We start from the raw sequence: 20,034 nt of genomic DNA, 5'->3' as shown, positions 1-20,034 counted from the left end.
AGGCCGTCAATCCTTCACCTGCGCGCCTTCGGTCACGTTTTGGACTCCCTTGGCCACCGCGAGCCGGGCCGCACCCACGACAGTACCGAGATCCCCGATCTGGCTGCTGACCACCTCGGTGGGCCAGCTCAGCCGCCCCAGCTCGGTCCGCACCCCGGGCAGGAGCTGCGGGTCCGCGCCGGTGCTGCCGCCCAGCACGATCAGCCCCGGGTCCAGTACGGCGGCCACGGCGGCGGCCAGCCGGCCCACGTCGGCGGCATGCCGGGCGACGAGGGAACGGGCCGGTTCGCGGCCCTCGGCGGCCAGCGCGAACAGCCGCTCGGCGGTACGGGGGCGCGGGCCGTCGATATCCCGCCAGACCTCGGCGGCCCGGCGCAGCAGGGCCTGCGAGCCGACGTACGCCTCCAGCGCCTCCTGACGGGGCTCCCGGTCGTCGTCCCAGGGGTAGGGCAGCCGGGCCAGCTCACCGGCCGCGCCGTTGGCGCCGCGCAGCACCTGGCCGCCGATCACGATGCCCAGACCGATACCGACGCCGATCCGCAGGTAGCCGAAGGTGCGGCGGCCCCGGGCGGCGCCCTCGTGGAGTTCGGCGAGGGCGGCGCAGTTCACGTTGTTCTCCAGGTGGACCGGGACCCCCGGCGGCAGGGCGACCGAGACCGCGTCGAAGACGGGCCCGGCCTTGGCGGTCGCGGGGCGCATCCCGGTGCCCGCCAGGTCGGGGGCGGTGACGTCACCGATGGCGACGACGATGGCCCGCAGCGGGGCGCCCGCGGGCAGCGCGGCCAGGGCCTCGCGGACGGCGTCGGCGGCGCGGGTGCGGGGCGTGTCCGCCTCGGCGAGCAGCGTGCCGTCCAGGGCGCAGCCGCGCACCCGGGTGTGGGCCGGGCCGAGGTCGACGGCGAGGACCGAGCCGGAGGCGGGCCCGAGGCCGTAGACGGCGGCGGAGCGGCCGGTGCCGCTGGACGCGGTGCCGGAGTGGGCGGCCAGCCGGGCCCCCTCCAGCTCCGCGACGGCGGCGGAGACCGTCGGCTTGGACAGGCCGGCGAGGCTCGCGAGCTGCGGCCGGGTGGCGCTGCCGGCCTGAGCCAGTACGGCGAAGACCGCACCGGCGCTCTCGGTGAGCCGGGGGGCCTCAGTCACGACGTGTTCCACAGTTCCCCCATGGGTCAGGGGCCGCGCTCCCCCGGGTGTCGCGGGATGCGGCGATGCGGTGCCCTTGTGCCGCGCGGTTCTGGCCTCGACAGCGTCCCGTTGATCGAGTCCGCGGCAACTCTTGACGCACTGTACTTCGTTAGTTAACTTCCTAACGAAGTACACGGTACTCGCCTGCCGTGCTCCGCAAGAAGCCCGTCCCGGGGCTTCCCGACTTCTTCAACTCCTGTCCGGCCAGGCACGGTTCGCCCGCCGTCGCAGCTAGGGCCTGGCCGGCGGATCAAGACGCAGGAAATCAGCGGCGGCTGTCAGCGCCGATGAGTGGGGCGTGGTGCGTGCAGCTGCAAGGCGGAGGAGGGAGTCGACGCGGTGGGGGCACCTCCCGGCCGAAGGCTGGGGGACGTCGACGACCGACGACAACGCCGCAGATGTGCGTGCCACGCCCCACGCCCGCGTCTGGATCCGCCGGCCAGGCCCTGAGCGCCAGGCTCTTCGGCGCTGTTCGCCCAGACGACGAAAGAGGATCCGTGCAGGACACACCTTCTCCTCCACTCGTGGTCGGCATCGACGTGGGCGGCACCAAGACCCAGCTCCGCGCCATCGCGGGCGCGGAGCGGGTCGCCGACCACGTCCGCCCGAGCAGCGGCTGGCGGCCGCACGACCCGGTCGCCGCGGCCCGCTGGCTGACCGCGCTCGTCCACGACGCCCTGCCTCCCGGCACCCGCCCGGCCGCCCTGGCCGTCGGCGGGCACGCCTGCGAGACCCCCCGCCAGTGCGCCGGCATCGCCGCCGCGCTGCGGGACCTCCTCGACGTGCCCGTCCAGGTGGTGGGCGACGCCGAGCTCCTCGTCCCCGCCGCCGGCCTGGACAAGGGTGTCGGCCTGGTCGCCGGCACCGGCTCGGTGGCCGTCGGCCGGCAGCCCGACGGCAGCCCCGTACAGGTGGGCGGCTGGGGCGCGGTCCTCGGTGACGAGGGCGGTGCCGCCGGACTGGTCCGGGAGGCCGCCCGCGCCGTCTGGGCCGCACACGACCGCGGCGAGGCCCCCGACGCCCTCGCGACCGGACTCGTCGCCGCCTTCGAGGTGGCCGAAGTACCCGCACTCGGCGCCGCGCTGGAGGGTGCCTGCGACGTCTCCGCCGAGTGGGGCCGACATGCCCCGGCGCTCTTCGCCGCGGCCGACGCGGGCTCCCGGCTCGCCGCCGACGTGATAGCCGACGGCGGCCGCGCCCTCGCCGGCCTCGTGGTCCGGCTCGCCGCCCGCGGTCTCGCCGTGGACGACGTGGTGGTCGCGGGCGGCACGATCCTCTCCCAGCCACGCCTGTACGACGCCTTCGCGGCCGCGCTCGCCGAGGCCGTACCCGGGGCGCGGCCGCAGCCGTTGCGACTCCCGCCGGTCGAGGGCGCGGTGGCGCTGGCACGTTCGATCCTGTGAGAAACCCGTCCGCGGCCCGTCCGGTTCCGTCTGCCGTGGACCACGGGCTGTTCGACGCTGCGAACGCGCAGGTCCCGGGCGCTTCTTCCGGTGAACCACAGGGCTGCCGTTCAACTCCGGGTCACGTGGCGGTCGTCGGGCGATGACCGACGGGACACGAACTCGCCCTAGAACTACGCTCGTTCAACACTTTCCCACGCGAACCCACACGCTCACGCGCATCTGGAGCCCCAGCCGTCCGCGTGAACTCCCGCAGAACTCAAGAGAGGCACACCCATGCCGTCACCTGCCGGGCACCGCACCTCCTCACCGGCCCGTGGACTCCCCGTCGGCCGACGGGGATTCCTCAAGACCTCGCTCGGCGCGTCGGCGGGTGTGCTGGCGGCCCCGACGTTCGCCGGTTGGCTCGCCGCCGCGGACGCCAAGGCCGCGACCGCTCTCGCGTTCGTCGACGACTACAAGACGAACATCAGCACCAACCAGACCGCCGACACCAACGCGGTGGTCCGCATCCTCGGCGGCTTCGCGCTGATATGGAAGACGGGTTCCGCCTGGAACACCGGTGCCGTGCTGCGCGCCGACATCCTGCGCGACAACATGCGTTACTGCGCCAAGATCACCGCCAAGCGCTCCGCGGCCGAGGCGAAGAAGGCGTTCCTCTACGACCGCCAGCACCAGAGCTACGCGATGATCGCCGGCCTCGGCCCACTGGCGGACCTGTACAAGGCCGGTTCCCTCGCGGTCACCTCGATCACCAGCGCACCCGACGGGACGCCCGCGACCACCGTCAACGACGCCGTCCCGGCCGACGCCCCGGCGGGCTCCGCGCTCGGCGCCGGCTCGCACGACTCGGCGCTGGGCAAGGTCGCCGAGCTGGTCGACACCCTGCGCGGCAACTACGCCTCCGGCAACCCCTCCAAGTACGCCTACCAGTACCCGCGTCCGTGGCGCATGAACGAGGACAGCGAGGTCGTCGACACCGGCAGGACCGACGCCTACGGCTTCCCGGTCTACGACTCCGAGGTGGTCGTCGCCCCGCAGCTGCTGCGTCAGCGCAGCACCTCCCCGGTCGACGACGGAGGCTTCCCGTCGGGCCACACCAACGCCTTCCACCTGGCGGGCCTCGCCTACGCCTACGCGGTGCCGGAGCGCTTCCAGGAGCTGGTGGCCCGCGCCCTGGAGCTGAGCGACACCCGCATCATCGCCGGTATGCACAACACGGTCGACGTGATCGGCGGCCGCGTCATGGCCACCGCCCTGGCCGCCGCCACCCTCGCCGACCCGGACAACGCCGCCCTCAAGGCGGCCGCCCGCGCCCAGGCCCTCGCCTACTTCGAGGCGCGGACCGGCGCCACCGCCGACACCCTGTACGCCTACGCCCACTCGGCCGGCACCGCCGCCGACCCGTACGCCGACCGCGCGGCCAACGAGCGCGCGGCCACTCCCCGGCTGACGTACATCCTGCGGCGGCAGGGCGCCGACCTGCCGCTCACCGTGCCCAAGGGCGCCGAGGTGCTCCTGGAGACCCGCCAGCCCTACCTCACCGCCGACCAGCGCCGCGAGGTGCTGCGCAGCACCGCCCTGCCCGCCGGCTATGTGCTGCTGGACGGCGCCGAGCAGTGGGGCCGCCTCAACCTGTTCGCCGCGGCGGACGGCTACGGCGCCTTCGACACGGACGTCACGGTCACCCTGGACGCGGCGGCCGGCGGTTTCTCGGCGGCCGACAGCTGGCGCAACGACATCGACGGCCACGGCGGCCTGACCAAGAAGGGCACCGGCACGCTGACCCTGACCGGCGGCAACGGCTACCGCGGCGGCACCGTGGTGGCCGGGGGCACCCTGGTCGCCGCCTCGGACGAGGCGCTGGGCCGCGGCGACGTCCGCGTCGAGGCCGGCACCCTGCGGGTGGCCGGGGACCTGTTCGTGCGGGGGAGCTACGCCCAGGACGCGGGCACCCTGGAGGTGACGCTCGGCAAGGGCAGCAAGGCGCCGCTCCAGGTCAAGCACCTGGCCGTGCTCGGCAAGGGCAGCACGCTGTCCCTGAAGCTCGACACCGAGCACCCGCCGGCCGCGGGCCACACCCTCCCGGTGATGGACGCGCCGCGGCTGCGCGGACAGTTCGACCACATCGAGCTGAACTCCGACAAGCTGCGGGCCGTACCCGTGTACACGGCAGACGGACTGTCGGTACGACTCGTGAAGCGGTGACGCGCCCGGTGGTGGGAGCGATGCGAGAGTGGGGCCCATGACCCTGCTCCTGATCGCTCCCGCCACCGCGGGCCCGGCGTCCCCGCGGGGCGGATGATGGCAAGCGAACAGCAGTCGGTCCTCGATCCCGGCCACCTCGACGATCCCGCACCCGCCCCACGGCCCGCCCCCGCGGCCCGGCTGACCGCCGCCCTGCGCGCCCGCCGGCGGTGGCTGGTGCCGGTCCTCGTGGCGGTGCTGCTCGCCCAGATGGCGGTCGCGATGGTGACCACCGCCGTCCAGCAGACGCCCACCATCGACGAGCCGGTCTACGTGGCCGCGGCCACCGACTACCTCCACGAGCACCGGCTGCGCTACAACCCCGAGCACCCGCCGCTCGGCAAGCTCATCGTCATGGCCGGGATCGCGGTCGCCGACCCGCACTACGACCCGTCGTACCGGGGCGACCAGGGGCAGGTGGGCCGGCATCTGCTGTACGCGTCGGGCAACGACCCCTGGCGGCTGATGCTGTGGGCCCGGCTGCCGGTGATCGCGCTGACGCTGCTGTTCGCCCTGGTGGTCCTCGCCTTCGCCCGCGAGGTCCTCGGTACGGCCGCCGGGCTCCTCGCGCTCGCCCTGTACTGCTTCTCCCCCGACCTGATCGCGCACGGTTCGCTGGCCACCCTGGACGTGCCGTCGGCCGGGTTCGTGCTGACGTCGGCCTGGCTGCTGTGGCGGGCGCGCGACCGCCCCCGGCTGTATCTGCCCCTCGCCGGGGCCGCTCTGGGCGCGGCGGTGGCGACGAAGATGAGCGTGCTGCCCGCGCTCCCGGTGCTGCCGGCACTGGCGGTGCTGTCGGTGTGGGGGGTGCGCCCGGGCCGGGTGCGGCGCGCGCTCACGGCCGCGGCGGTGGTGACGGCGACGGCGGTCGCCGTCGTGTGGCTCTCCTATCTGGCCGTCGATCCCCGGCTGCGCTCCGTGGCCGCGGTGCCGATCCCGGCGATCCACGGTCCACGCGGTCTGCTGGTGGATCTGATGCCCTTCCCGCACGCCTACCGGGACGGCATGCGCCTGCAGTTCGGGCTGGAGGACTATCCCTGGCAGGGCTATCTGTTCGGGCACCTCTACACCGGCTCCCGCTGGTACTACCTGCCGGCCGCCCTGCTGGTGAAGACGCCGCTGGGCATGCTGGCGCTGTGGGCGGCCGGCGCGGTCGCGGCGGTGGCGGTACGGCGGCTGCGGCCGGCCGCGCCGTACGTGCTGCTGCCGCCGGCCGTGCTGCTGGCCTCGGCGATGACCGGGTCGCGGGACTTCGGGACGCGGTACGCGCTGTTCATGCCGATGTTCCTGGCGGTGGGCGGCGCTTCGGTGCTGGCGGTGCGGTGGCGGTGGTCGCGGCCGGTGGGCGGGGCGCTGCTGCTGTTCGTGGCGGTGAGTTCGCTGCGGACGTTCCCGTTCTATCTGCCGTACTCCAACGAGGCGTTCGGCGGTCCGGCGAAGACGTATCTGCGGCTGCACGACTCCAACGTGGACTGGGGCCAGGACCTGGGCCGGCTCGCCGACCGGCTGCGGGAGCGCTACCCGGGCGAGCGGATCTGGCTGGTCTACAAGGGCAGTGGCGTCCCGTCGTACTACGGCATCCACGCCACCGACCCCCGCACGGTGCCGCCCCGCGAGGTGCACGGGCTGCTGGTCGTCTCGGACTCGTCGGTCGCCAAGGCGCGGGGCCGGCTGGCCGCGCTGATCGACAGCAGCCGTGCCGTCGACGACGTCGGGCATTCCATCACCGTCTACCGGCGGTGACCACCGGAACCCCGGCGCCCGCCTCGCGCGTTGTGCGTTCGGCCGCCGGGCGGTCAGGCTGTCGGCACAACCCCTGGTCACCACGGTCCGTGAGCTATGTTGAGTCCTCGTGGGAGACAAAGGAGGCGCTTCGGTGCCATCGCCGCAGCAGGCTCGCGCACAGGCATCAGCGATCACCTCGGGCAAGACGGTGCCGGAGGCGGAGGCCGCGCCCACCTCCCAGCTCCGCGAGCTCTTCGACGGCCCCCGGCTCTCCCCCGGCCAGCGGCGCATCGCCCAGTACCTGATCGACCACATCACCGAGGCGGCGTTTCTGTCGATCACCGACCTCGCCGAGCGGGTCGGGGTCAGCCAGCCGTCGGTGACCCGGTTCGCGGGCGCGGTCGGCTTCAACGGCTACCCGGCGCTGCGCGAGCGGCTCCAGTCGATCGCGCTGCGCACCCTGGCGGGCGGCACCGGGGCCGCCACCGAGCACCGCAGCAACGAACTCCAGGCGGCCGTCGACGCCGAGATCGAGAACCTGGAGAACCTGCGCCGGGACTTCGCCGACCCGGACCGGGTGATCTGGATCGGCCGCGAACTGTCCCAGTCCTCCCCGCTGACCGTGCTCGGCCTGCGCATCTCCGTCTCGCTTGCCGAGTACTTCGCCTACGCCGCCCGCCGTATCCACCCCGACGTCCGGCTGGTGACCCGGGGCGGCAGCGTGGCCTACGACGCGTTGCTGCAGTCGCGGGAGGCGGGCGGCACCTGGGTGCTGGCGTTCGGGATGCCGCGGCACGCGCAGGAGACGCTCACCGCGATCCAGGTGGCGCGCACCGCGGGTCTGCGGGTCGCGCTGGTGACCGACCTGGCGCTCGGCGCGCTGGCCGACGAGGCCGATGTCACCTTCAGCACCGGCATCGGGTCCCGCCTGGTCTTCGACACCTATGCGGCGCCCGGCCTGATGGCCGCCGCCCTGCTCCAGGCCATGACCGATGCCGATCCGGAGCGCACCCAGGCACGCCTGGAGGAGTACGAGCACGTCGCCGAGCAGCACCAGTTCTTCCTCAAGGACTGACCCGGGGCCCTGCGGCCATCTTTCCTGCGCGCAGCAGCAACCCGTAGAGGGATCATTCACCGCAATTCACGCATGAATGTTTTCATACGTCTTGCAAACCGGATGGCATATATAAATACTGCTCACGGATCACCCCGGCACACTCCGGGCACGTTCCGCACCCAGGACGCACCGCTCGCACCCGCCCCGAGAAAGCCGACGGACCGCCCATGCGCACGCAGCACCACCCGCAGCGCCGGCGGCCGACACCCGGGGCCCCTGCACGGACGCCCCCAGCCGCCGTCTCCTACCCGCGTCGGCGCCCGGGGTGTTCGAACGGGCATCGCCTGCGCGATTCGCCCGCGGCGGCTCCGGCCATCCCCTAGGCCGGAGCCGCCCAGACAACCATCGACCACCCTTCCCGAGCCGCACCCCGGAAGCGATGATCATGACCGTGACGACGACCACCCGCATCAGTCCCGACTGGCCCTGCCAGGTCAAGACGCCGGGCAGTTACGACTGGGAGCGCTCCGCCACCAAGTGGCTGCGCGAGCTGGTGCCGGCCCGCTACGCCAGCTACCCGGCGCTGATCCGGCACCCCGTGCTGCTCGCCCGGCACGCGCAGATCCAGGTCCAGCACGAGATCCGGGTGGCCCGCACGGCGCTGCAGACCGCGCGGGCCGAACTGCCCCTGCTGGGGCTGCCGGAGTCGGTCATCGAGCACACGATCAAGCTGTACGCGGCGGAGGTGCTGCAACTCCAGCACATCGCGCGCAGCGTCCGCGCCGTCACCGAGGCGCTCGTGGGGCACAGTACCGGCCGCTGACCGGCCGGTTCCGGCCCGAGGATGCCCAGATCCTTCACTGATCCGGTACGGGTGTGATCGAAGACGCCTTCCTGTGCCATGCTCGATCCGTGACGAGCGAGCAAGCGCCGCCTGTCGGCACCGGCGCCGTCGCCGAGCCGGCGGCTCTGGCCAAGGTGGTGTCCCGGCAGCGCGCCGAGCTGGACCGGCTGCGGGACCAGGTGGCCGCCTCCGCCGTGGTGGAGCGGGCCAAAGGCGCCCTGATGGCCACCACGGGCTGCTCCCCCGACGCCGCGCAGGAGGCGCTCGTGCGGCAGGCCCGGGCCGGCAGCCGCACGCTCCTGGAGGAGTGCTGGCTCACCCTCGGCGCCCTGATGCCCACCGTGCCCCCGGCCGTCGATCCCGTCACCGAACTGCCCGCCCCGGCGGAACCCCGCACGTCACCCGCCCCGCCCGGCACCGCCGAGACGCTCGGCCGCCTCGGCACGGCCCTGGTGCACGTCGGTTCCGCGCAGGAGCTGGCCGGTGCGCTGCTCGACCACCTGGCCCCCGGGGTCGGCGCCGACGCGGTGCTGATGTACCGGCGCCGGCCCGGCCACGGGCTCGAACTCATCGGGTACGCCGGTGTCGACGCGACGCTCGCCGCCCAGTGGCACCGGGTACCGCCGCTGAGCGGGTTCGCCCCGCTGGAGACCCTCAAGACCGGTGAGCCCCGCTGGCTGGAGGACTTCGCCCGGGACCGGCAGGATTACCGGCTCATCGACGAGCCGCCCGGGCGCTGGCTGTCCCGGGCCTGGCTGCCGGTCGCGACCGGGGACGCCACCGGGGAGACGACCGGTGTGGCCCTCGGTGTGCTGCGCGGGCAGGACGCGGTCTTCGGGCCGGCCGAACGCGAGCTGCTGCGGGCCGTCGCCCGGCTGTGCGCGGGCCGGCTGACCGCCCTCGGCGCCCCGGCCGAACCGCCGCCCTCGGGCTTCTCGCGAACAGTGCAGACGGTGCTGGACGCGCTGCCGGGAGCGGCGGTCCTGCTGACCCCGCTGCGCACCGCCATCGGGGAGGTGGAGGACTACCGCATCGAGGCGGCCAGCCCGAACGCCGTCGACATCCTCGGCCGCACCGGCCGCGAGCTGGTCGGCTCCCACATCCTGGAGAGCTATCCCTCCGTCGCCGGGGAGTCGCTGTGGCAGGGGTACCTCAAGGCGCTCGACGGAGAGCCGTACGAGGGTGAGCCGTACGTCCACGAGGAGGTCGTCGCGGGGGCGACCGTGCGTGCCGCCTACTCGGTGCGGGCCACCCGGCTCGGCGACGGGCTGCTGGTGACCTGGCTGCGGCACGACCTGCAGGAGCGGCAGGAACAGCGGCTGGCGGACATGCAGCGGCTGGGCAACCTCGGCTGGGCGAACTGGAACCTGATCACCCGTCAGGTCACCTGGTCGTCCCAGGTGTACACCATCCTGGGCCGCGACCCGGGCCGCGGTGCGGTCGCGCTGGACCTGCTGCCGGACCTGGTGCTGCCCGAGGACGCCCACGCGCTGGCCCGCGCGGTCTCCGAACTCGCCCGCACCGGCGGGTCGTTCGACGTCCCGTTCCGGATCAGGACCGGGAACACGGTGCGGCATCTGCGGGCAGTCGCGGAGGGGGTGACCGCCGCGGACGGCATGGTCGTCGAGGTGCACGGCTTCGTCCAGGACCTCACCGCGCAGCGCAGCGCCGAACTCGCCCTGGTGGACAGCGAGCGGGCGATCCTGATGCAGCGCGGCATCCTGGAGGCCGAGCGCGCGCTGGCCACCCGGCTCCAGCACGCGCTGCTCCCGCTGCCCAGCGGGCCGGTGCGGCTGTGCGGGCTGCGCGTCGAGGTCGCCTATCTGCCCGCGCAGGTGGAGGTGCACGTCGGCGGCGACTGGTTCAGCGCCATCGAACTTCCCGACGACTCGGCGCTGTTCGTCGTCGGCGACGTGGCGGGCCACGGGGTCGACGCCGTCGCGACGATGGCCCAGCTCCGGTTCACCGCCAAGGGCATGGTGACCACCGGCTCCTCGCTGACCGGCGCGCTCGCCCGGCTGAACTTCCTGCTTCTGCACTCGCGTGACAGCCAGTCCACCGCGACCCTCGTGCTCGCCCGGTACCTGCCCGCCGAACGCCGTCTCGTCTGGGCCCAGGCGGGTCACCTGCCGCCGCTGCTGGTGCGCGCGGGCGAGGTCCGGCGGCTCGACCGCCCCGACGGCATGCTGCTCGGCGCCTCGGCGGACCCGGTCTACGAGTCCGCCGAGTTCCGGCTGGAGCCCGGCGACCGGTTGCTGCTGTACACCGACGGCCTGGTGGAGCGGCCCGGCGAGGACATCGACATGGGCCTGGCCCGCCTGGCCGAGGCCGTCCGTACCGCCGAGCCCGGGACCCTGGACGCGCTGCTCGCCGCCATGCTGGAGGGCGAACGACGGGACGACGTGTGCGTGCTGGACATCCGGGTGCCGGTGACGGACACGGAGTAGCCCCAGCGCTCAGTCGTCGTCGCGGTGCCGCCAGTACCAGAACAGGCCCACCACCAGGGCCAGCAGGAACACGGCGGGCAGCAGCAGGCCCGGGATGCGGGAGCCGTTCATCGGCATGGCCTTCGGGGTCGTACGGTGGGAACACGGCGGCACGGGGCTGCCGGGTGGCTGCCCATGGTGACGCCCGTTCCTCGCACAGTCCCGCCGTTTTCCTGCTCCATTGCCCGGCGTTCGAAGGCGCTCGCCGGACCGGCCGAGGGGACCGGCCACCGGGCCGTTCGTCCCCGCTCAGCCGTCCGTCGTGGTGGTGCGCGCCTCCAGGGCGCGCCGGGTGTCGTCGCCGTAGACGCCGCGCTCGTCGCCGCTGATGCCGTACCAGATCTGGAAGCGCTCCACCGCCGCGGTGAGGGCGGTGTCGTACGTTCCGCCGGTGGAGCCGTCACGGTAGACGTCCGGGATGCGCAGGAGGCGCTGCTCCAGGTCGACGACCTCGGGGCCGGTGTCGCCCTCGCGAAGGGTGCCGGCGCCGTCGGGGTCGGTGGAGGTGTCCGAGGCCGGTGGCGTGGTGGCCGCCGCCGTGGTGGCGGACGGGGAGGGCTGGGCGGCCGCGGCGGTGCCCTCGCGGCCGGGCAGCAGCAGGGCGCAGCCGAAGCCGACCAGGGCGGCCGCGCCGACGGCCACCACGGCCGCGGCCCTGCGCAGTCCCGGGCCGAAGCCGAAGGCGCGCGACGAACGGGCGCCATGGCCGTGACCGTGGCCACGCGGGCCGTCGACGACCGGCGGCAGCTCCTGGGTCTCGTCCTCCGTGCCGGCACCGGGCCGGCGGTGCCCGTCGACGGCCTCGAAGTCCGCCGGACCCGGCCGTTTCCCGGCCTGTTTCCCCGTCTGCCTGCCGGTCTGTTTCCCGGCCTCTCTCGCCTTCTCGTCGGCCTCCGCCTCCTCCCGGATCTCGCGCATCAACTCCGCGAGAGCGTCGAGTCGGCGGGGGCGCAGGACCCGGACCGGTTCCAGGACCGGTCCTCGGTGCGGCTGCTCAGGGTCGGGCGGTGTCGACACACTGCTCTCCTTCTACGTCCCGTGCGCACGGGTGTCCGCGATCCCCGAGAACACATACGGCAGGACCGGTCCTCCGGTTCAGCCCGAGCCGGAGCAGCGGAAGGGGAGTGCACTCAGTTCCCCACCCGTTGTGCACTGAGTGCCATAAGCGCGGCGGAATGCTACGTTCGCGTCCATGAGCTCCAGCAGCACGGCGCCGTCCACGAAGCCGCCCATGCGGGACGCCCTGGTCGCGGCGGCCTTCCGGCTCTTCCTGGAGCGCGGCTACGAGCAGACGACCGTCGACGACATCGTTGCCCTGGCCGGGGTCGGGCGGCGCTCGTTCTTCCGTTACTTCCCGTCCAAGGAGGACGTGGTCTTCCCCGACCACGAGGGCTGCCTCGCCGACATGACCGCCTTCCTGGCGGCGAGCGAGCCCGCGTGCGAGCCGGTGCGGCGGGTGTGCGACGCGGCGCGGCTGGTGCTGCGGATGTACGCGGAGAACCCCACGTTCTCGGTGCAGCGCTACCGGCTCACCAAGAAGGTCCCGGGGCTGCGCGCGTACGAGCTGTCGGTGGTGTGGCGCTATGAGCGCGCGCTGGCCGAGTATCTGCGCGGCCGGTACGCCGGCCGCCCGGACGGGACGCTGCGGGCGGACGTGATCGCGGCGGCCGTGGTCGCGGCGCACAACAACGCCCTGCGTTCCTGGCTGCGTTCGGACGGCGAGGGCGACGCGGCGGCGACGGTCGACCACGCCCTCGGGTACGTACAGGGCGCGTTCGGCACCGAGGACGCCGGGCCCGCGCCGGACGGGGCGTCGGCCGCGCTGTTCGGCGGGCCGGTGGAACACCCGGACGACGTGGTCGTCCTGGTCTCCCGGCGGGACGCCCCGCTGTGGCGGGTGGTTCAGGAGATCGAGACCGCGTTCGGCCGCGCCTGACGGGCCTGGAATCCGGTGACCCTCCGCAGGATCCTCGCAATTTAGGGGTACCCAGTGCCTTTACGGCTGACACTCAGTGCCATACGCTGACGGCGTGCACGGTGGCACGGCGAACCGGGCACATGCGTGCGCGGCCGGGTCCGGGCACGCGGGATTCGGGTTTCCGGGCGAGCGCAGGGAGTTGACCAGCGTGTACCACCACTCAGCGGGCGCCGCGCAGTCGGCGGTCGGATTCGCGACGAGCGTTCTCGACCCCGTGCCCGCGGACCACCGCCAAGCGGACCACCACAAGGACGCCATCGTCTTCCAGCGCTGCACCTGGTGCGGTACCGCCACGTACCACCGGCTGCTGTGTCCGGTCTGCCAGGGCAGCGAACTGCGCACGGAGCGCAGCGAGGGCACCGGCACGGTCCGCCATTCCACGGTGGTGCACCGCAACACGCCCGCCGCGCGCAACGTGTCCCTGATCGAGATGGCCGAGGGATTCGTCGTACGGGGCCGGGTCATGGGTCCGCCGATCGGCATCCACAGCGGCGACCGGGTCAGGCTCTCCACGGCCAAGGACCCGGTGCGGGGCGAGCCGGTCTTCCAACTGCTCGACGAGCCGTACCGGGCCTGGAGCTGACGGACCGACCCCCCGGCGTCGAGTAGCGCGGCGGCACCTTCGCCGGGTGCCGTCCCTCCCGTACGTAACCAATCCCTCTTCCCGCACAGGCAACCCACAGAGTTTGCTCCCCGTCCTCCGGGGGGCGAGGGGCTCCTCGGAACGTCCGGGGCGCCCGTACTCGCCTTCCGAGGAGGGGACATTGGTCCGTACCCGGCACATATGGGTCACCGCGGCCGCGGTGCTCGCGCTCGTGGGAGGTGTGTCCGGCACCGCCGCGCACGCCCGGCCGGCCCCGGCGGCCGCCGAGTCCGGCGGGAAGCTGCCGCCGGGCTGGCGCATCGACGACGGGCGCTCGGCGCCCCAACTGGTGTGGCGGTCCGGCAGACAGGTGCCGATCGGCGACGCGCGGGTGGAATTCCGTTCCGAGGGACGGCTGTTGGGGGTGCCGAAGCCGGAGCGGGACGGGCACACCTTCGGGCTCGGCCTCGACGGAGCCCGCACCGGTGATCTGACAGACCTTCAGGTCTGGTCGGGCGGGCGGCGGTTGGACAGCCGGTCCGCGGCCACCAGGGCGCCCGCGTCGTCCGCCCGGCCGCCGGCCCCGCTGCCCGCAGGCCCGGTGGACCCGGGCAAGGCCGGCCGCTACCGCACGACCACCGGCGAGTACCACCTCAAGTCGGTGCGCCTGCCCGGGTTCTCCGTCCCGGTCGAGATGAGCGCCGTGGTGGTCGCGCCCACCGGGATCTCCGGCCCGCGCCCGCTCGCGCTGTTCCTGCACGGCCGCCACGCCACCTGTTATGCCCCGCACGGCGACGACGGGGAGGCCTCCGGCGCCTGGCCCTGTCCGGCCGGGACGCTCCCGATACCGAGTCACCGGGGCTACCTCCGCGACCAGCGACTGCTGGCGTCGCAGGGCTATGTGACCGTGTCGATCTCGGCGAACGGGATCAACGGCCAGGACTGGCAGGCCGAGGACGGCGGCGCCCAGGCCCGTTCCTCGCTGATCCGGCTGCACCTGGCGCACTGGGCCGACTGGGTGCACAACCCGCGGCAGGCACCCCGAATCGTCCGCGAGGCACCGCGCGCCGACCTGTCGCGGGTGCTGCTGATCGGCCACTCGCGGGGCGGCGAGGGCGTGAACCGGGCCGCGCTGGACAGCCTCTACCCGCCGTCGGCCGACCAGGACGGCTACCACGGCAGGGTCCGCTGGCACATCAACGGCACCGTGCTGATCGGCCCCACCGTCTTCGGACAGAACCCGGTGCCGGACGTGCCGTCGCTGACCGTCCTGCCCGGCTGTGACGGCGATGTCTCCGACCTCCAGGGCGAGGTGTACGTCGACGGCACCCGCGCGGTAGGCGCCGGCCAGGCCCTGCACAGCGCGGTCTATGTGATCGGCGCCAACCACAACTTCTTCAACACCGAGTGGACGCCGGGACGGGCCCAGGCCCCGGCGGAGGACGACTTCTACGACGACCCGGACCAGCGGGACCCGGTCTGCTCCAAGGGGACCGCGACCCGGCTGACCGCCGACCAGCAGCACCGGGCGGGCTCGACGTACATCGCCGCGGCGGCCCGGCTGTTCGTCGCGGGGGACGACAAGGTGCGGCCGCTGCTGGACGGTTCGGGGCGGCGGGCGCCCTCGGCGGATCCGGCGCGCGTGCTCAGCCACGCGGTCGGCGCGAACCGTGGCGCCGGGTTCCTGCCGGACGGCAAGGTGACCGTGACCGGTGGCCGGCTGTGCGCCGCGGCCGATCCCGACCCGGCGGTGGCCTGCCTGGGCGAGGGTACCGAGGGCGGCTCGCCGCACTTCGCGCGGTGGGAGACGGCACGGGAGACAGGGCGGAACGCCGTCGCGTTGCGCTGGACGTCCGCGGGAGCGGCGACCCGCGTCAAGGTGGCACGGCCGGTCTCCCTCCGGGGCGCCGACGCACTCGCGCTCCGGGTCTTCGTGCCCCCGAACACCAAGGGCACCCGACTCGACGTGGCCGTCACCGACACCCACGGACGTACGGCGACGCTGGGCCGGGTCCGGGTCGACGGGCTCCCCGGCAGCGAGCGCACCGCGTCCTACTGGGCGCGCGAACTGCGCGTACCGCTGACCGCCGCCCGCCGGGCCGGGGTCGACCTGCGCTCGGTCAAGTCCCTCGCACTGACCGGGCGTTCGGCTTCCGGCAAGGCCTGGCTGATGGACGCCTGGGGCTGGCGGCCGGGCACCCCGGCGGTCCGGGCGGCGGCGCTGCCGCGCGTCGACGTCGGCCGTCTCACGGTCGACGAGGGCGACTCGGGCGTACGTACCTACCACGTTCCGGTGCGGGTGTCCGGACGGGGCAGCGGCCAGGTCCGGATGTACGTCGTGGACCCGGCGACCGGTACCGCGAAGGACCGCCTGGTCACCGTGCGGCCCGGCGGCCACGCGGTCGACGTGCCGGTCGAGGTGCGGGGCAACACCCGCTACGGCGCCGACCTGCCGTACGACGTACTGGTCAAGGCCGTCCACGGGGCGGTCGTCGGCTCCTACCGGGGCGGGCTGACCGTGCACGACGACGACCCGGCGCCCACGGTCACCGTGACCCCGCTCGCGGACCGGGTGACGGAGGGCTCGGCGCTGAAGTGGCGGATCTCGCTGTCGGAGGCCGCGGACACGGACATCGGTTCGCTGTTCGTCCCGGTCCGGCCCGACGGCGGCGCTCCGGAGCTGTCCACCAAGGACGTCGACCCGCACTGGCTGGCCGACGCCTCCGGCGCCGAACCGGACCCGGAGCGGCCGCTGTCCACGGTGGAAGGCCTCTATCTGTGGCTGGACATCCCGGCCGGGCAGACCAGCCTCGACGTGGCCGTGCCCACCGTCGCGGACCGCGTCGGTGAGCCGGCCGAGTCGGTCAGCTTCCGGCAGACCGGCGACGACGGCGAGCCGGTGCCGGGTGGTCTGACGCTGAACGGCACGGTGCTGGACGCCTCGTAGCGCCCCGCACGCCGCCGGACGCCTCGTAGCGCTCGCTCCTCACGCTGCCGGACGCGTCTCTCGCTCCTCGCGCCCTGGGGAGATACGGCCTCCTCAGGGCGCGAGGGTCACCCGGATGCCGACGCTGCCCTCGCGGCCGCGCCGCAGCCTGCTGCCGAGCAGGGTGAGGCGGCCGGTGATGCCGTACTTGCGGGCGATGAGGTCGCGGTAGCGGGCGGTGGTGGCCTCGTCGGCGATCTCTGCGGTGGCCGGGACCGGGTCGCCGGTCGGGCGGCCGCGCAGGTCGCAGGGGGCGACCCGGACATCGGCGCGGCGGCGGATCCGCTTGACCTTCCAGGTGTCGGCGGCCGTCCAGACGCCGAGCGTGTCTCCGTCCCTCACCACCCAGACCGGGGTGGGGACAGGGCTGCCGTCCTTGCGGTAGCTGGTGACGAGCAGGTACTTGCCGGCGCCGAGCCGGTCGATGTCGGTGCCGGTGGTGTCGTCCATGCGGGAAGTGTAGGGGTCGCCGCCCGCCGCGCCGCGCCTCAGACCAGGGCCGTCGCCATCCGCCGTACCGCCTCCGCGAGCACCTCCGGCGAGGTGGCCAGGTTGAGCCGTACGTGCCCGGCGCCGCCCGTGCCGAAGGGGATCCCGGAGTTGACGGCGACCCGGCCGCGGGCCAGGAAGGCCTCGGCCGGGTCGTCGCCGAGTCCGAGGGCGCGGCAGTCGAGCCAGGCGAGGTAGGTGGCCTCGGCGGGCCGGTACCGGATCGCGGGCAGGTGGCGGTCGAGGAGGCCGGCGAGCAGGCGCCGGTTCTCGTCGAGGCCGGCCAGCAGGGCGTCCAGCCAGGCGGTGCCGTCGGTGAAGGCGGCCGTGTGCGCGATGACGCCGACATGACTGGGGCCGTGGCTCACCTCCTCCGGCATCCGGGCGAGGTCGGCGGCGGCCCCGGCTCCGGCGACGGCGAGCGCGGCCTTGAGACCCGCCAGGTTCCAGGCCTTCGAGGCCGACATCAGGGACAGGCCGCGCTCGGCGCCCGGCACACTCAGATACGGGACGAAGTCGACGCCGGGGGCGGTGAGCGGGGCGTGGATCTCGTCGGCGACGACCCGGACGCCGTACCGCTCGGCGAGTTCCGTCACGGCGGTGAGTTCCCCGGCGGTGTGGACGGTGCCGGTCGGGTTGTGCGGGCTGCACAGCAGGTGGGCGGCCCGCCCGCCGCCGAGCCCGCGGAACGCCTCCTCCAGGACGTCGGGGTCGATACGCCCGTCGGCACCGAGCGGCGCCTCCACCACCCGTCGGTCCATGTGCTCGATGAACTGGTAGAACGGCGGATACACCGGCGAGTTGACGACCACCGGATCGCCGGGCCCGGTGACCAGTCTCAGCATTTCGACCACGCCGAGCATCACGTCGGGGACGATCGCGGTGCGGGCCACGTCCAGCCCGTGCCAGCCCCAGCGTTTGGCGGCGAACGCCGCGAGCGCCTCGGCGTAGCCGGTGCCCGCCGGGTAGCCGGTGTCCCCGAGTTCCATCGCGTCCGTGACCGCACGGACGACCGGCCCGGCGAGCGGCACGTCCATCTCCGCCACCCACAGCGGGAGCACGTCCTGCGGATAGGTGCGCCATTTCATGCTGGTCCGGCGTCGCAGTCGGTCGAGGGTGAGAGCGCGCAGCGGGTTCGGTTCGTCCGGGTTCTCCTGCTGGATGCTGGCCATGGGGTCAAGATAGGCGGCCCCCGGGTGCCCGGAAACGCGCTCGGACGGCCATGTCGTGCCGCCATGGGATCGCAAAGATCACCGTCGTGGTGAACGCCCCCGCGCCCGGCCCCGTATGAAGAGCAGGGCGCTCGACGACCGGAGGGCCCCGCGGTGTTCCGCACCGCGCGTTCGGGGTTTCGGGAGCCATGGATGAGGCACGCACGACGACGGGTCGTCCGGCGAGGGACACAGCTGGCGGCGGTCGGCGGACTCCTTCTGGGAGGCGCGATGGTCACCACGGCCATGGCGAGCGAGACTCCCGGTACGTCCGCCGTTCCGTTCAGCTCCGCGACTCAGGCCGGTGGCACCGGCGCCGCACTGGTGGCCAAGCTCGGTACGGCCCGTACGGCGGGCAGTTGGATCGGCGCCGACGGCAAGCCGGTGGTCGCGGTCACCGATGAGCAGGCCGCGGCGATGGTGAAGCAGGCGGGTGCCGAGCCCAAGATGGTGTCGCACAGCATGAACGAGCTGAAGGCGGCCACCGCCACGCTCCGCGGGGCGCCGCGGGTGGCCGGCACCGCGTGGGCGGTGGACTACCGGACCAACCGGGTGATGGTGGAGGCCGACAGCACGGTCTCCGCCTCCGACTGGTCGGACCTGAGCCGGGTCGCCGCGGGCATCGGCAGTTTCGTGCAGATGCAGCGCTCTCAGGGCACGTTCACCACCCGGCTGGGCGGTGCGCAGCCGATCCTGTCGACGGGCGGCCGCTGTTCGGCGGGGTTCAACGTCACCAACGGGCAGACCGACTTCATTCTCACCGCCGGTCACTGCGGTCCCGCCAACACCATCTGGTTCGACGACAGCCAGGGCAACCAGCAGCTGGGCACCACGATCAACACGCAGTTCCCGGGCAACGACTTCTCGCTGATCCAGTACGCCGGCGGGAAGGCCGGTGACAACGCCGACGTGGTCGCCATCGGCAACGGCCAGGGCGTGCGGATCACGGGGTCGGCCGATCCGACGGTCGGCCAGAAGGTGTTCCGCAGCGGCTCCACCAGCGGGCTGCACGACGGCACGGTGACCGCCCTCAACGCCACCGTCAACTATCCGGAGGGCACGGTCACCGGGCTCATCCAGACGAACGTGTGCGCCGAACCGGGCGACAGCGGCGGTCCGTTGTTCTCGGAGGGCATCGCGCTGGGCGTGACCTCGGGCGGCAGCGGTGACTGCACCGCGGGCGGGGTGACGTTCTTCCAGCCGGTGACCCGGGCGATGGCGGCGCTGAACGTGCAGTTGATCGGGTCGACGCAGAACGCGGCCGGGGGTCAGGGTGCCTCGCCGGCGCCGTCGGCGGCCGCCACCCACAGTGCGATCGCGCCGAGCGCGGCCTCACCGGGCTCGGCGGCGCCGGTCGGCACCTCGGACGACACCAGCCTGGTCGCCCGGCTCACGGACACCCGCAATGTCGGCCCGGGTCTGCTGGTGATCGGCGGCAGCCTGGTCGCCCTGGTCGCGACCCGCTACTTCCGGGCGGAGCAGGACCGCAAGGCGTACCAGCGCTACTACTCGGCTACTTGGGGCTGACGGCGGGGACCCGGGGGGCTACGGAAGGACCCGCGGTGCTACGGAAGGGCCCACGGATCTACGAGAAGGGCGCCCGTCCCGACGGGTGCCCGGGACGGGCGGTCAGGCCGCCTGGTCCGGCTGGTGCGGGGAGGCGGCCGCCCATTCGAGGACGAGCCGCTGGTATTCCTCGCGCTGCTCGGTGCTCAGTGTCCCGCCCGACCGGAGCCACAGGGCCCGGATCTCCTCGTTGACCTCGTCGGCCGATCGCTCGGTGACGGCTTCAACACTGGTGGACATGGTGTGAAGCATATGCCGGTCGACGTGAAGGCGCCGT

15 protein-coding genes are annotated in these 20,034 nt (G+C 73.6%); 10 read left to right on the top strand and 5 right to left on the bottom strand.

What is annotated here, in order from left to right:
* Positions 1–6: 6 nt before the first annotated feature.
* Positions 7–1,140 (bottom strand): ROK family transcriptional regulator, encoded by a 1,134-nt coding sequence (locus tag AB0D59_RS11555; protein ID WP_362563793.1) that lies wholly within the window; start codon positions 1,138–1,140, stop codon positions 7–9.
* Between the two features lie 539 nt (positions 1,141–1,679).
* Here AB0D59_RS11555 and AB0D59_RS11550 point away from each other — a divergent pair.
* From AB0D59_RS11550 to AB0D59_RS11525, 6 genes are all read left to right on the top strand, one after another.
* The gene (locus tag AB0D59_RS11550; RefSeq protein WP_362563790.1) at positions 1,680–2,585 is read left to right on the top strand and encodes a BadF/BadG/BcrA/BcrD ATPase family protein; all 906 of its coding nucleotides are present in this window, start codon (positions 1,680–1,682) and stop codon (positions 2,583–2,585) included.
* Between the two features lie 276 nt (positions 2,586–2,861).
* Complete coding sequence (locus AB0D59_RS11545) at positions 2,862–4,793, top strand: phosphatase PAP2 family protein (RefSeq protein WP_362563788.1); 1,932 nt, start codon at positions 2,862–2,864, stop codon at positions 4,791–4,793.
* 93 nt (positions 4,794–4,886) lie between these two features.
* The gene (locus AB0D59_RS11540) at positions 4,887–6,575 is read left to right on the top strand and encodes a glycosyltransferase family 39 protein (RefSeq protein ID WP_362563785.1); all 1,689 of its coding nucleotides are present in this window, start codon (positions 4,887–4,889) and stop codon (positions 6,573–6,575) included.
* 133 nt (positions 6,576–6,708) lie between these two features.
* A complete protein-coding gene (locus tag AB0D59_RS11535) occupies positions 6,709–7,632 on the top strand; it encodes a MurR/RpiR family transcriptional regulator (RefSeq protein ID WP_351744960.1) in 924 nt (307 codons plus the stop codon).
* Positions 7,633–8,053: 421 nt separating this feature from the next.
* Positions 8,054–8,437 carry a hypothetical protein gene (locus AB0D59_RS11530; RefSeq protein ID WP_362563782.1) on the top strand — a complete coding sequence of 128 codons (384 nt, stop codon included), beginning with the start codon at positions 8,054–8,056 and terminating at the stop codon, positions 8,435–8,437.
* Positions 8,438–8,526: 89 nt separating this feature from the next.
* A complete protein-coding gene (locus AB0D59_RS11525) occupies positions 8,527–10,905 on the top strand; it encodes a SpoIIE family protein phosphatase (RefSeq protein WP_362563779.1) in 2,379 nt (792 codons plus the stop codon).
* Between the two features lie 288 nt (positions 10,906–11,193).
* Here the strand turns inward: AB0D59_RS11525 and AB0D59_RS11520 are convergent, their stop codons facing one another.
* Positions 11,194–11,961 carry a peptidoglycan-binding protein gene (locus AB0D59_RS11520; RefSeq protein WP_362563776.1) on the bottom strand — a complete coding sequence of 256 codons (768 nt, stop codon included), beginning with the start codon at positions 11,959–11,961 and terminating at the stop codon, positions 11,194–11,196.
* A 175-nt stretch (positions 11,962–12,136) separates the two neighbouring features.
* Between AB0D59_RS11520 and AB0D59_RS11515 the strand changes: the two genes are divergently transcribed.
* From AB0D59_RS11515 to AB0D59_RS11505, 3 genes are all read left to right on the top strand, one after another.
* The gene (locus tag AB0D59_RS11515; RefSeq protein ID WP_362563774.1) at positions 12,137–12,880 is read left to right on the top strand and encodes a TetR family transcriptional regulator; all 744 of its coding nucleotides are present in this window, start codon (positions 12,137–12,139) and stop codon (positions 12,878–12,880) included.
* 190 nt (positions 12,881–13,070) lie between these two features.
* Positions 13,071–13,505, top strand: a complete 435-nt coding sequence (locus AB0D59_RS11510; RefSeq protein WP_362563771.1) for a hypothetical protein — start codon at positions 13,071–13,073, stop codon at positions 13,503–13,505.
* A gap of 181 nt (positions 13,506–13,686) precedes the next feature.
* Complete coding sequence (locus AB0D59_RS11505; RefSeq protein ID WP_362563768.1) at positions 13,687–16,452, top strand: hypothetical protein; 2,766 nt, start codon at positions 13,687–13,689, stop codon at positions 16,450–16,452.
* A gap of 93 nt (positions 16,453–16,545) precedes the next feature.
* On the opposite strand, the gene AB0D59_RS11500 is transcribed toward AB0D59_RS11505, so the two are convergent.
* Both AB0D59_RS11500 and AB0D59_RS11495 read right to left on the bottom strand, forming a co-directional pair.
* Positions 16,546–16,941: a PPOX class F420-dependent oxidoreductase gene (locus AB0D59_RS11500; protein WP_362563765.1), complete on the bottom strand. Its 396-nt coding sequence runs from the start codon at positions 16,939–16,941 to the stop codon at positions 16,546–16,548.
* A 38-nt stretch (positions 16,942–16,979) separates the two neighbouring features.
* Positions 16,980–18,152 carry an aminotransferase class I/II-fold pyridoxal phosphate-dependent enzyme gene (locus AB0D59_RS11495; RefSeq protein ID WP_362563762.1) on the bottom strand — a complete coding sequence of 391 codons (1,173 nt, stop codon included), beginning with the start codon at positions 18,150–18,152 and terminating at the stop codon, positions 16,980–16,982.
* A 192-nt stretch (positions 18,153–18,344) separates the two neighbouring features.
* Between AB0D59_RS11495 and AB0D59_RS11490 the strand changes: the two genes are divergently transcribed.
* Positions 18,345–19,718: a S1 family peptidase gene (locus AB0D59_RS11490; RefSeq protein ID WP_362563759.1), complete on the top strand. Its 1,374-nt coding sequence runs from the start codon at positions 18,345–18,347 to the stop codon at positions 19,716–19,718.
* A 102-nt stretch (positions 19,719–19,820) separates the two neighbouring features.
* Here the strand turns inward: AB0D59_RS11490 and AB0D59_RS11485 are convergent, their stop codons facing one another.
* Entirely contained in the window at positions 19,821–20,009 is a 189-nt protein-coding gene (locus tag AB0D59_RS11485) for a hypothetical protein (RefSeq protein WP_362563756.1), read from the bottom strand.
* Positions 20,010–20,034: the final 25 nt, after the last annotated feature.

The sequence above is a fragment of the Streptomyces sp. NPDC048417 genome (genome assembly GCF_040651615.1).
Taxonomy (GTDB): domain Bacteria; phylum Actinomycetota; class Actinomycetes; order Streptomycetales; family Streptomycetaceae; genus Streptomyces.
The sequence above is the reverse complement of the archived record's forward strand: the minus strand, read 5'-3'. Positions and strand labels throughout refer to the sequence as shown.

What these genes read in the sequence shown, in the direction of transcription:
- AB0D59_RS11540 (WP_362563785.1), top strand. Translation starts at nt 4,887, where the DNA reads ATGATGGCAAGCGAACAGCAGTCGGTCCTCGATCCCGGCCACCTCGAC.
- AB0D59_RS11490 (WP_362563759.1), top strand. Translation starts at nt 18,345, where the DNA reads ATGAGGCACGCACGACGACGGGTCGTCCGGCGAGGGACACAGCTGGCG.
- AB0D59_RS11485 (WP_362563756.1), bottom strand. Translation starts at nt 20,009, where the DNA reads ATGCTTCACACCATGTCCACCAGTGTTGAAGCCGTCACCGAGCGATCG.
- AB0D59_RS11495 (WP_362563762.1), bottom strand. Translation starts at nt 18,152, where the DNA reads ATGGCCAGCATCCAGCAGGAGAACCCGGACGAACCGAACCCGCTGCGC.
- AB0D59_RS11500 (WP_362563765.1), bottom strand. Translation starts at nt 16,941, where the DNA reads ATGGACGACACCACCGGCACCGACATCGACCGGCTCGGCGCCGGCAAG.
- AB0D59_RS11515 (WP_362563774.1), top strand. Translation starts at nt 12,137, where the DNA reads ATGAGCTCCAGCAGCACGGCGCCGTCCACGAAGCCGCCCATGCGGGAC.
- AB0D59_RS11530 (WP_362563782.1), top strand. Translation starts at nt 8,054, where the DNA reads ATGATCATGACCGTGACGACGACCACCCGCATCAGTCCCGACTGGCCC.
- AB0D59_RS11545 (WP_362563788.1), top strand. Translation starts at nt 2,862, where the DNA reads ATGCCGTCACCTGCCGGGCACCGCACCTCCTCACCGGCCCGTGGACTC.